Raw genomic sequence first — 11709 nt, 5'->3', positions numbered from 1 at the left:
TGTAGTTCATTAGCCAGAGCAACATCATGTAAACTGACGACTAATTTTAAGTGCCTTGCCTTACGGTGTGGCAGATGTGCCAATGCGCCCAATAAAGTCAACAACGCATTATTGACTTTATTTTCATTATTGTCTGTGTTCCGGTCAAAATAATTCCCTGTACGGTAAGCTGACTCTCCAACTGTGTAAGCAGTGCCGTTAAAAACTACCCGTCCTGGAACATCTTCCATCTCGGCATTAGTTATATAGCTGGGCACACGAACTACTTCAAACCCTTCGACTAAAAGTTTGAGACTTCCGTAACCGTTATCGAAACCCGCAGTCAAAATTTTTTGTAAGGTGTGAATGTTTGACATAGGCTCCAAGTAATACACTTTAATTTGTGAAAATTATCTGTTCAGGTAATTTGGGGGAACAGGGGAGAGAAGAATAAAATAACTACCCCTTTTTCTCCAGACTCAAGAGTTTATCATAACCCCTTGGGGGCTAAGTGGGGTACAAAATATCAACCAGTCAAATATACCCTACTTAGCACCTATATATACCCTATATAGGGGTCAAAATCTCCCCAAAGTCCTGAGATATTCTTGGGGTATATATAGCCCCCATATAGCCCCCAATAGTCATTTTTGAAATCTTTTTTATCAACGTAGTAGAAATTAAATTAGATCGTTGTTGACTCTTTGATTTATACTTTACTGTCAATCTTTTGTTGAAAAGCAATTCAGTCTTAATCTCTAACTTCTTGCTGACTATGTAACGAGTGCGTTATTACTTGCTTACAGGTTCAGCTTTCTCAACTGAATTATCATTCACACCCAAAGTCAATTCCAAAGGAGTTCTTTTGGGGTACGCTTTTACTACTTGTCGATAAACTTCATAATTAGTAGGTAGGGTCTGCTGAGTATTACCCACTCCATAGGTCAGTTTGTACTTTACATCTTTCACCAATTCAGGTTTGCCTGCCTCTTCTTGAGGTCTTTTACGTTGTTCAACTTCATTAACACCTGGTCGTGGCGGTAAAGTAGGCCACCATAGCCCTTGGTCATCTGGCCCAACAACTGCTCCTGGCGGTTTCAATCCATTCCGATTCACCACTGAAGTATTCGTTCATGTTTCAATGCGTGGCTGTGGTTGACTAGTTAGGTTATTAGCATACAAAACAAGCCAGGTGTAACTGGTGAGTGCTGTAGCTTCATACTGCTCAGTAGTAGCAGTGCTGCAACTAGTTAGTGTCAGTGCCGTTAGTGCAGTTATTATTGAGGGTAAAAATCTCATTTGCATTATCAATCGTTAATATCTCTTACCAATCACTCTTGATCTTGGTGTGTACCATCATTGCTGCCAAGGTGAAGGAATCGCCGTAGTCGAAAGTACTTCCCTTGCTTGCAGTCTAATCGCTGTTTGCTCACAGTTGGGGCATTTTACTTTTGTGAAAATTACTGAAGGTCGTCCTTTGTACTCGCCCATTACGGGTTCTCCGGTGTACTCACTGATTATCCCCTGCTGGCAATGATAGCACTCGAATATCACACGCCCTACCTCCGAGTTGCAATCCAGGAATTGCATGTGCTGACAGGGTTCTGGCGGTAATTCTTCTTCTTCATCGCTCTTTGTCAATTGACCCTGTTGCTTGGGCTGTTGCGGTAATTTGGATTTTCTCTTGTCAACAGAGGTACGTTTGGCTTTACTTTTCTCTAAATGTTGCGGTTTTTCAGCAGCGTTTGTCTTTGACTTTATAAGAGGTATCACCTCTGCTTGGGCTGGCTGCTCAACTGACGGCAGATCATCACTGGGAGTCATGTCAGGCTGAGAGGTTGGTTGCTGTTTCTCTACTGGTTTATAAGCAACAAGGTCAAGCTTTGGGCTTTGGTCGTTGGATTTTGATTGTTTTTTAGGTAGCTTGGGCGATCGCTCGGTAGACTTCATTAGAATTTTCTTTCTTGAACTTTGGGAAATGAGTGTATTTTAACCGCCAATTTATTTCACTAAATCGCTCCTCATCGCCAGAACGAAAGTATAGTTAGCTTTTTAAGTAACAAGCAATTTGGAGCATTAGTTTTTCATTACTTTGGTGTAAAACTTGTGAAAATCTTTGCGGTCTACTTAAATTGTCATAGAATCAGTTCATTCTGTAACTAATATATATATGTTTTTTCATCAAAAATCGCATAGTACTAAGAAAATATGATTATCGCAGTTACTAATCAAAAGGGAGGAGTAGCCAAGACAACCTCTACTATTGCATTAAGTGGATTGCTGGCAGAAAGTTCCTCCTGCCTTGTAGTTGACTTTGATCCCCAAGGCAATTTAACCACAGGTCTAGGAATCAAGATTCAGCCAGGGCAGATGACTGCCTATGAAGTACTTACAGATCGTAAACAGAGCGCATCTGAAACTATTATTGACACCGAGTACGGAATCAAGCTGATTCCGGCTGACATATCTCTAGCATCTGGAGAAAAGCAAATTTTGACCTCGGCAGATAATAGCCGAATCCTGAGAAAGAAATTGAATCCTTTACGGCAAGAATTTGCTCATATCCTCATTGATTGTCCACCTAGCTTAGGAATGTTGACTCTAAATGCACTAATGGCAGCAGATGCAGTCTTGATCCCCGTTCAATGTCAGTTCTTTGCTTTGGAAGGCTTACGACAATTATTGGAAACTATCGAAAGTCTTCGTGATGAAGACACTCACCCCAATTTGCAAATTTTAGGAGTCTTGCCTACAATGGCAGACCGTACACTCACGACCCAAGATGCTCTCAAAACTCTTAAAACTAAACTCCCTGGGGTCAAAATTTTTGAACCAGTTCCTAAGTCTGTTCAGTTTCCAGAGTCTAACTTGGCGCGTCAACCAATCCATCGGTATACCACAGAAAGAAAATTGATTGAACCTTATCAAGAAATTGCCAGGTCAATGGCAGAACAGGAGTAATATGGCGAAGCGGCGCTTGTCAATGGCAGATGAAATGGAATTTCCGAATAAAACCAGACAATTCCTTGACTTAGTAGGAGTTACCAATAATCCTCAACTCTCGGAAAACGAATCTATTGAACAATCTTTATTAATAACTCAAATTCACCTAGCTGCTCATCAGCCTCGGCATTATTTTTCAACTCAAGGAATGGCAAGCCTAATTGCTTCTATTCGTGAACATGGTATTTTGCAGCCACTGCTTGTCCGACCCTTAGAATCCGATAATTATGAATTGATCGCTGGTGAACGTCGCTACCGTGCTGCTCAAACTCTTGGAATGGAGCAAGTTCCGGTTATTATCCGCCATTTCAATGATCAAGATGCTTTCCAAGTTGCCCTCCTCGAAAATTTGCAACGGGAAGATTTAAATCCGGTTGAGGAAACTGAAGCTATTTTGCAACTGCTATCTATCCGTTTGGAATGCTCTCAAGGAGAAGTTATTTCCTTACTCAATCATATTGCTAACCTTCAAAAGCAAAAAACAGAAACTACGAACAACGTTGTTCGTAACCAATGGGAAATGGTAGAAAAGATATTTTCAGTAATAGGTAGGGTGACTCCAGACAGTTTTCGTAGTCATCGCCTACCTTTACTAAATTTACCTAAAGATGTTTTAGAAACTTTGCGCCAAGGACAATTAGAATATACCAAAGCCCGTATAATCGCTCAATTAAAAGACGAAGATCAGCGACATCAACTTCTAGTGAAGACTATTGAAGAAAACCTTTCAGTTAGAGATATCAAAAGTTACATTCAATCAGTCCAACCTCCTAAGTCTTCTCAGCCGAATATCCTGACTAATCGGATGAAGTCAGCCTATCAGCGAGTTAAGCAAGCTAAAATTTGGGAAGATCCTAATAAAGCAAAAGTTTTAGAGAAGTTGTTAGGGCAAATTGAAGCTTTATTAGAGTAAAATCTATGGTTTTTTACAACATATTTCACTCTTACCAACCTTTGAAGCGTAGCTTGCATAGCTTGCGCTCTTAAGCATCGTCTGGTGAAGCGAAGCAGCATTTTCGACCTCATCATCTACTATTACTGTAATCTCGAAGATAGTATTTGTGTACTATAATCAACTGAATTCGAGTATTATAATGATGTGCGGCATCTGATCATAAGCAATGTCCACTCCCCCTAATCTTTCCCCTCAACAAGTAAGCGCCTTTCCTCAACAGGAAACAATCACCGGAGTCGTAGAACGTCTAACTTTTTACTCTGCTGAGTCAGGTTACACTGTGGCAAGACTGACCCGCCCCCGTAGCACCGAACTCACAACAATTGTCGGCAGCTTTGCCAATATTCAGCCAGGTCAAACTCTACAGCTAACTGGTTTTTGGCGTGACCATCCACAATTTGGCCCCCAGTTCCAAGTAGTCAACTACAAAGAAACCAAACCAGCCACTCTCACCGGAATTGAGAAATATTTAGGCAGTGGACTCATAAAAGGTGTTGGGCCAGTAACAGCCAAACGCATCGTAGCTCACTTTGGGCTTGAAACCCTCGATATTATTGAAAACCAGATAGAGCGATTAATTGAAGTTCAGGGCATCGCTAAAAAGCGGATTACTTTAATCAAAAACGCTTGGTCAACTCAGAAAGCGATCAAAGAAGTAATGGTGTTTCTCCTTTCTTCATGGCGTTTCTACCACTTATGCTGTGAAGATTTACAAGCAATATAAGGATGAAGCGATCGCTACAGTAACCCATAACCCTTACCAGTTGGCAGCCGACATCTACGGTATTGGTTTCCTAACGGCTGACAAGATTGCGAGAAATATAGGAATTGCACCGGACTCAGAATTTCGTTATCGTGCGGGGATTGTCCACTGTCTAAGTGAGGCCGCCGAAGATGGTCATTGTTACCTGCCACAAAGCGAACTGATTGAGTCAGTAATCAAACTGCTGACTACCGAATCTCACCAGCCCACAGAAGAAGCGGTCGCGCTCATTATTAAAGATATGGCACAAGCCGCCGAGCTGATTAGAGAGTGGGATGAAGAAAAAACGCTACTTTGCTACAAGCCAACTTACTTTCATACGGAACAGAATTTAGCTCAACTGATACGCCAACGCTTGGAAAATCCTGTTGGTACTGACATTGAGCGTGTGCGTGATTGGATTGACCGCTTTACTGCTAGCCGTAAAATTCAGCTTTCAGAACAGCAACGCCAAGCTGTAGAAACAGCAGCCTATTCCAAAATCATGATTTTGACTGGCGGCCCTGGCGTTGGGAAAACTTTCACTACCCATACAATAGTTAGTCTATGGAAAGCAATGGGTAAATCTATCGCTTTGGCTGCACCAACTGGACGGGCTGCTCAACGTTTGGGTGAAATGACTGGACTTGAAGCAAAGACTATTCATCGTTTGTTAGAATTTGACCCCCGCTCAAGGGGTTTCAAGCGCGATAGCGAAAATCCTTTACCCCACACGGCAATTATCGTTGGGTGTTGCTTCGATGCTTGATTTATTTCTGGCTTACTCCTTGGTTAAAGCAGTATTGGCTGGCGCTTTACTATTGTTGGTGGGTGACATTGACCAGCTACCATCTGTGGGCCCAGGTCAAATACTTGCTGATTTGATTAATTCTGGTCGTGTGCCAGTAGTGCGGTTAACTCAGGTATTCCGCCAAGCTAAAACTTGTGCAATTATCACTGCTGCTCATCAGATTAATCGAGGAATTTATCCCACGATTGAACCGATTTCTGACAATCCTGTGTCTGACTGTATTTGGCACGGCGGCGGACATCAGCCTGAACATGGTGTACAGGCAATCTGCGAGTTGATTACAGACTTGCTCCCTCACCTGGGCTTTAATCCTGCCACTGATGTCCAAGTGCTTTGCCCGATGACACGGGGAGTAATCGGGACTCGTAACCTGAACACAGTATTGCAGCAGTTGATCAACCCACCCAGCCCCAACAAGGTGGAGATTAATAGAGGTGGGAATTTGTTACGCGAGGGCGATCGCATTATCCAGTTGACCAACGACTACAACCGCGAAGTCTTCAACGGTGACTTAGGAATTATCCTCACCATTGATACTGTCGAGCAGGAAGTTGCAGTGCAATATGGTGAGCGGACTGTGGTTTACGATTACGCTGACCTCAATGAAATTGCGCTAGCGTGGTGCGTGACTATTCATAAAAGCCAGGGTTCAGAGTATCCGGTGGTGATTCTACCGATCTATATGCAGCACTATATGATGTTGACCCGGAACCTGTTTTACACTGGTATAACTCGTGCCAAGAAGTTAGCGATCGTAGTTGGCGCAAAAAAAGCGATATCTCTAGCCGTGCGCTCTACTGACGACCAAGAGCGCTACACAAGGCTGAAGCAGAGGTTGCTTCAGGCAGGACTGAATTGGTGAGATGTTTTGGTTCTTCAAAATAGAAAACTTTATTGAGCTATTTGATTTATACTTTTAAATTCCTTGGTTTAAAAAAACGTTGAGTTTGTATGTCCAGCCTCAGTTCAGATATGGTTCGCATCTATTTGCAGGAAATTGGTCAGTATCCTTTATTAAAGCCAGAGGAAGAAATTGCTTATGGTAGACAGGTACAAGAAATGATTGCCATTGAGCAATCTAAAAATGAACTCACTCAACAGCTAGACCGTGAACCAACAATGACAGAATTAGCCAATGCTGTTGCTCAAACCGAAGCACAAGTCCGAGCAGCACTACACCTTGGTCAAAAAGCTAAACAAAAAATGGTGACAGCAAACCTGCGGCTGGTAGTATCTGTTGCTAAAAAATATCAAAACCGCAATTTGGAATTCTTAGATTTGATCCAAGAAGGAGCAATCGGTTTACAAAAAGGTATAGAAAAGTTTGATCCCAACCGGGGCTATAAGCTATCAACCTACGCCTACTGGTGGATTAGTCAAGCTATAACCAGAGCAATTGCAGAACAATCCCGCACTATTAGATTACCTGTTCACCTGACTGAAATACTTAATAAAATTAAAAAAGTGCAGCGAGAAAGCTTTCAAAAACTCGGTCGTCATGCTACTGCTGAAGAAGTTGCATCAGCATTAAACATAAGCCCCCATAAACTTCGAGAATATCTCACCGCTTCTCGCACAGCCATCTCTTTAAATAAACAAGTCGGAGATGAGAAAGAGACAGAATTGGGCGAAATTTTAGCAGACCTTGGCGCTTCACCAGAAAAACTGCTCACCCAAGAACTTCTATCGCAAGATGTCGTTAAATTCTTAGAACCATTGACACCTATACAGCGTCAAGTGTTGACTTTAAGCTTTGGGCTAGAGAACGATCAGCATTTCAATCTCGCTCAGATTGGCCAACAGCTAAACCTCAGCCGAGAGCGGATTCGTCAAATCCAGGTCAAAGCTATAAGTATTCTCCGCCATCGAAAAAGCGACATGCAAGAGTACTTAATTGATTAAGAGGATGTTTTAGTCAGATGATGCACGGATCTTACAAAACTGATATGAAAAACTATATTTTAGAAGTAAGGCTACATAGTAATCAATGCCCAGTAAAACAATTGATGTCCGAGAGTACACCGTCAGAGCGCACAAGCGGGAAATTCACACCCGCGTTTTTAACTTTGTATGTAAGCAATGCGAACAACCCACACAACGAGAAACCTTTGGAGTTCGACCTCTATATTGCGAGAAATGCCGTCCGCCACAAGCACCCAAGAAATCAGTAGTCCCTATACAGAAGAGAAAACCCAGAGCTATGAATTACTTGAGTGATGTCAATTTGGCAAAATAATCTGAGAACACTTTTAGAGCAAACAAGATGCCTTCTAAGTAGTTATTCTAAAAGTATCTTGGATGTGTTTTTAGCAATGAAAACGATTTCATTGCTATTATCGATGTATTGATCCCGTGATGTTGTACATATTTAGCTAGCAGCAGATTTGACGAGCTAGTTGCATCAGGATCAACAAAAAAATGTAGTCATGGTACAAGGGATAGCGGTTTTGGTGAAATTAAAAGTTTATGGATAGTCAATCACAATTACAGCCTCCTCCTGAAACCTTTCTTGCTCCCCTGTTGTCATTACGAGACTACTATGCTCCGATTGTGGAGAAGTACGAAAAGTTATACATGCAAGCTAGTGAAGTTGGTAGAGCCGAGTCAGGCTGAAGCCTCACAAACAAATAATTTAGAAATAAATGAATCATCCTCGACATCTGGTGAACCCGACGAGCTACCAGCGCCAACATCAAAAGAGATAGAGACACAACAAGAAACTTTAGAGAAATCCCTCTTGTGGTCAGAAATTCCAATGTTGTTGGAATATCAATCTCTCAACCGCACAGAAGCGATCCTAAAGGTATTGCAAAAATATAGGGGTACTGTATGTCACATAGAATTTGTGGTGCGATCACTCTATGGTGATTTAGAACCAGATATTTTCAAACTAGTAAAGGGCAGAGTTCAATCTACATTAACTTATGGCAGAGAAAGCGGTAAATGGTCGCTTGTTCCTGGTAAACCCGGTTCTTTTACCCTAGATTTAAAATTGCTTAACTCGAATCGTACTAGTTCTTTTAAGAAGAGCAAAAACAGAAAATCTGACCCACAGGCACAAACTAATACTATACCAATGCAAGGAGAATTTTCCGGGCAGTTTTTGATTGGCTGACCCTTCATCGTGACGTATTTGCCGCTTATAAAGCCAGTTTGTGCTTAATTGTTGTCTAAGTCCCGCTATTTATAAAAAGGTTATTTCTCAATCTCTCATTTGTAGACTTAAACGTTTCTTCAATCAATACTAGATTATATTTATATTCTGCTAAAATCTTAAAGTTCTGCTAAGGCGATCGCCACTCAAAATGGAAGATTCGCAGACTCAAATTTGAGCCAGGATTCAAATTAATTGTTGGCCTAACTTAACCGACAGGATTCCACAACGGCTGATGCACAATGCAAATGTCATACCATTTGCCATGTCATTTCCTGCCCCGCCCCCAAAGGTACAAGCCCAGATTCCATAAATGGAACTTCATCAGGAACGCGCCAAGTCGTTTTGGACAAGGTAATTCGCTCGGTATTACGCGGCAGTTGATAAAAATCTGGGCCATAGAAGCTAGCGAACGCCTCCAGTTTATCCAGGGCTTTCACGCTTTCAAATGCTTCGGCATACAACTCAAGGGCGTGCAGAGCCGAAAAGCATCCCGCGCAACCACAGGAACTTTCTTTGCTGGTGCGGGTATGGGGAGCGCTATCGGTACCTAGAAAAAACTTCGGATTCCCCGATATTGCCGCTTGCAACAAAGCCTGACGATGCTCCTCCCGTTTCAAAATGGGCAGGCAATAAAAATGGGGGCGAAGGCCACCTTTGAACAGGGCATTACGGTTAAACAACAAATGTTGTGGCGTAATTGTTGCCGCGATGGTGTTGGCAGACAGGACATACTGCACCGCATCGGAGGTGGTGATATGCTCAAGCACCACCCGCAGGTTGGGAAATCGCTGCTTGAGGGGGATTAAATGTCGCTCGATAAACACCTTCTCGCGATCGAACGTATCAACATCGTTATCGGTCACTTCCCCGTGCAGTAATAACGGCATGTCCACCTGCTGCATCGCTTCAAAGACGCGATCACCCTTCCGAATATCCGTCACACCGGAGTCTGAGTTGGTCGTTGCACCGGCTGGGTAATACTTGACCGCTTTGATAAACTGGGATTCTTTCGCCCGGAGAATGTCGTAGGGGCTGGTGTTGTCGGTGAGGTAGAGCGTCATCAATGGCTCAAACTGTTGTCCCTCTGGAATGGCGGCGAGGATGCGATCGCGATAGCAAGCCGCATCTACCACTGAGCGGATAGGGGGCTTCAAGTTCGGCATGATGATCGCGCGGGCAAACTGACGCACCGTGTAGGGCAGAACCGCTTTCAGTGCTGCACCGTCGCGGAGATGCAGATGCCAATCGTCAGGTCGGGTGATGGTAAGCTTTTGCATCCTTTCATTATAAAACGGCAACAAGGGCCTCATGAAAATAGGGGCGATCATCCAGAGCTGGTATAGGGTGATCGCTATCTATGATACTGTACTCAAGTTTGCTCCTAATGACCTCAAAACTGTTAAGCGCAAGGGTTTCACTCTCGAAAAGCTGTCCGAGCTACAGTTATCTCAACAGCAGTATACAGAGGCTATTAAGGCTTTAAAGCAAGCGATCGCCTATGATAGTGCCTTTTCTCGATACCACAGTGATGCAATTGATATTAGTTATCACGGAATGATGATTGAAAGATTAGCCGAACTATACTTAACCAACAAGCAGTATACAGAAGCATTCGCAACTTATCAACAAGCACTTGCTACTTATGAAACTGCCATTCAACATCTTGAAGTGGCAGACACACTTCGCAAGCAATAGTTTATTGGTCTAATACCAAGCTTGGGTGTAAATCAAGCCATCCATTCAGTCCAATGCGGCGCATCTGTCACCAGTTGAGCAAATTTGTCATCTCCACATCTCAAACTCCAGCATCGCGCCTCGACGCTCACCACTCTTGCCCTAGATTGGCTGTACGCTGTGAGGTTACAGGGTTTACAGTCTATCGACCAATTGCGCTGCGCTTCAATCTGACAGCTAGCATCTAATGCCCAATCCTTTTGGGCCCCACGTTTTCCTGTCTCGCGGTTAATGCGAATCAGAAACTTTAACATTTAACCAATTTTGCTGCTCCAAACGTTGCCAAGCCTTGCGAATGTGTTGAGGCTTAAAAAGAGTACGTTTTCTCTCATTCCACTCATGCACTAAGGATATAGCCTGTTCGCTATCTTGGGCAGGGCTAGCTTCCTTGGTTGCAACCCAATGGACTGTAGCCAGCAATTCCATACCATAGGGTGTTTCAAAACCATATATGAGCTTGCTAACTTGCTCTAACCGCGCCTGGGCATCTGGTGTAGTAGCTAAAAATACTTGTGCTGCAACTCTTGCTGCTGGTAATACATAAATTTCAGCACTGTCAGCTTTGCTAGTCCCATCACCGTAGCCCCGAATGTAGTGTCCTTCGATATGTTTTAAAACATGATTCAGGTTATGAGCGTAGGGGCCATATCTATCTTTTACATAATTCAGCTTCAAGGTTTCCCCCGCTTCTTGCAAGAGATAGCCTAGTTTTTGAATTTCTAGCTTGGTCAATTCATAACCCGGAATACCGTACAGTTCTAAGAGGTGGATGATGATGGCACGTCCACGGGTCATGTTGGGTATTTTAGTCGCAACAGGCATTTTTTCAGCAGTTGGTGCGCCTGTCGGTTCAAAAATAATTACCTGCACTTCTGGGAGTTGGGCAAAGGCTGATTCTATCAAGGGTTTCACTTGTGTCCAATCTAAACCACCGTTACCGCATCCTAATGGAGGAATGGCAATTGAGGTGATGCTTAGTTGCTTTACTTGAGTGACTAAAGCCAGCAGTCCACTTTTGATGTCTTCTATTTTTGATTTTCCTTTCCAGTGTCGCTTGGTAGGGAAATTAATGATATACCGGGGATTAAATAGACTTCCTGTGGCTACAGTAAACATTTGTCCTGGTTGTACTTCCTTGGCACGACAGGCTTTTTCGTATTGGCGAAAGTTTTCAGGATAGGCTTGCTTAAATTGCAAGGCGATACCTTTGCCCATTATACCGACACAATTAACGGTATTAACTAGGGCTTCGGCGTTTTCTTCTAATAGGTTGCCTTGCTTAATTTCAATCATCTCTCTTAACTGTCTTAACAGTAATATAATTTTAC

Annotated in this window: 11 protein-coding genes and 3 pseudogenes; 8 read left to right on the top strand and 6 right to left on the bottom strand. The window is 42.9% G+C overall.

Translation table 11 applies throughout. The features are described 5' to 3' along the window. From ACFFAP_RS09950 to ACFFAP_RS09940, 3 genes and pseudogenes are all read right to left on the bottom strand, one after another. A pseudogene (locus tag ACFFAP_RS09950) lies at window positions 1-356 on the bottom strand (hypothetical protein); the annotation flags it as partial. A 415-nt stretch (window positions 357-771) separates the two neighbouring features. Next, a pseudogene (locus ACFFAP_RS09945) lies at window positions 772-1278 on the bottom strand (hypothetical protein). Between the two features lie 57 nt (window positions 1279-1335). Continuing rightward, window positions 1336-1929 carry a hypothetical protein gene (locus tag ACFFAP_RS09940; RefSeq protein WP_375511063.1) on the bottom strand — a complete coding sequence of 198 codons (594 nt, stop codon included), beginning with the start codon at window positions 1927-1929 and terminating at the stop codon, window positions 1336-1338. A gap of 258 nt (window positions 1930-2187) precedes the next feature. Between ACFFAP_RS09940 and ACFFAP_RS09935 the strand changes: the two genes are divergently transcribed. The 7 genes and pseudogenes from ACFFAP_RS09935 to ACFFAP_RS09905 all read left to right on the top strand — a co-directional run bounded on the left by ACFFAP_RS09935 (window position 2188) and on the right by ACFFAP_RS09905 (window position 8605). Next, on the top strand, window positions 2188-2940 hold the full coding sequence (locus ACFFAP_RS09935; RefSeq protein ID WP_292836216.1) for a ParA family protein: 753 nt from the start codon (window positions 2188-2190) through the stop codon (window positions 2938-2940). A gap of 1 nt (window position 2941) precedes the next feature. Beyond that, entirely contained in the window at window positions 2942-3895 is a 954-nt protein-coding gene (locus ACFFAP_RS09930; RefSeq protein WP_375511062.1) for a ParB/RepB/Spo0J family partition protein, read from the top strand. A 208-nt stretch (window positions 3896-4103) separates the two neighbouring features. Further along, window positions 4104-6352 (top strand): annotated as a pseudogene (locus tag ACFFAP_RS09925) (ATP-dependent RecD-like DNA helicase). A gap of 89 nt (window positions 6353-6441) precedes the next feature. Then, entirely contained in the window at window positions 6442-7392 is a 951-nt protein-coding gene (locus tag ACFFAP_RS09920; RefSeq protein WP_375511061.1) for an RpoD/SigA family RNA polymerase sigma factor, read from the top strand. 85 nt (window positions 7393-7477) lie between these two features. Then, a complete protein-coding gene (locus ACFFAP_RS09915; RefSeq protein ID WP_375511060.1) occupies window positions 7478-7726 on the top strand; it encodes a hypothetical protein in 249 nt (82 codons plus the stop codon). Window positions 7727-7956: 230 nt separating this feature from the next. Next, complete coding sequence (locus ACFFAP_RS09910; RefSeq protein WP_375511059.1) at window positions 7957-8103, top strand: hypothetical protein; 147 nt, start codon at window positions 7957-7959, stop codon at window positions 8101-8103. Then, a complete protein-coding gene (locus ACFFAP_RS09905) occupies window positions 8081-8605 on the top strand; it encodes a hypothetical protein (protein WP_375511058.1) in 525 nt (174 codons plus the stop codon). The genes ACFFAP_RS09910 and ACFFAP_RS09905 overlap by 23 nt, the downstream gene beginning before the upstream one ends. Window positions 8606-8895: 290 nt before the next feature. Here ACFFAP_RS09905 and pyrC read toward each other — a convergent pair whose 3' ends face one another. Continuing rightward, window positions 8896-9924 (bottom strand): dihydroorotase, encoded by a 1029-nt coding sequence (gene pyrC / locus ACFFAP_RS09900; protein WP_375511057.1) that lies wholly within the window; start codon window positions 9922-9924, stop codon window positions 8896-8898. Between the two features lie 31 nt (window positions 9925-9955). Here pyrC and ACFFAP_RS09895 point away from each other — a divergent pair, with 31 nt between their 5' ends. Continuing rightward, on the top strand, window positions 9956-10342 hold the full coding sequence (locus ACFFAP_RS09895) for a hypothetical protein (RefSeq protein WP_375511056.1): 387 nt from the start codon (window positions 9956-9958) through the stop codon (window positions 10340-10342). Between the two features lie 32 nt (window positions 10343-10374). Here ACFFAP_RS09895 and ACFFAP_RS09890 read toward each other — a convergent pair whose 3' ends face one another. Together ACFFAP_RS09890 and ACFFAP_RS09885 are read right to left on the bottom strand one after the other, a co-directional pair. Further along, entirely contained in the window at window positions 10375-10635 is a 261-nt protein-coding gene (locus ACFFAP_RS09890; protein WP_375511055.1) for a hypothetical protein, read from the bottom strand. Continuing rightward, complete coding sequence (locus ACFFAP_RS09885) at window positions 10610-11674, bottom strand: macro domain-containing protein (RefSeq protein WP_375511054.1); 1065 nt, start codon at window positions 11672-11674, stop codon at window positions 10610-10612. The genes ACFFAP_RS09890 and ACFFAP_RS09885 overlap by 26 nt, the downstream gene beginning before the upstream one ends. Window positions 11675-11709 lie beyond the last annotated feature (35 nt).

Origin of the sequence: uncultured Nostoc sp., from assembly GCF_964245575.1 — a bacterium.
Classification (GTDB): Bacteria; Cyanobacteriota; Cyanobacteriia; order Cyanobacteriales; family Nostocaceae; genus Nostoc.
The sequence above is the reverse complement of the archived record's forward strand: the minus strand, read 5'-3'. Positions and strand labels throughout refer to the sequence as shown.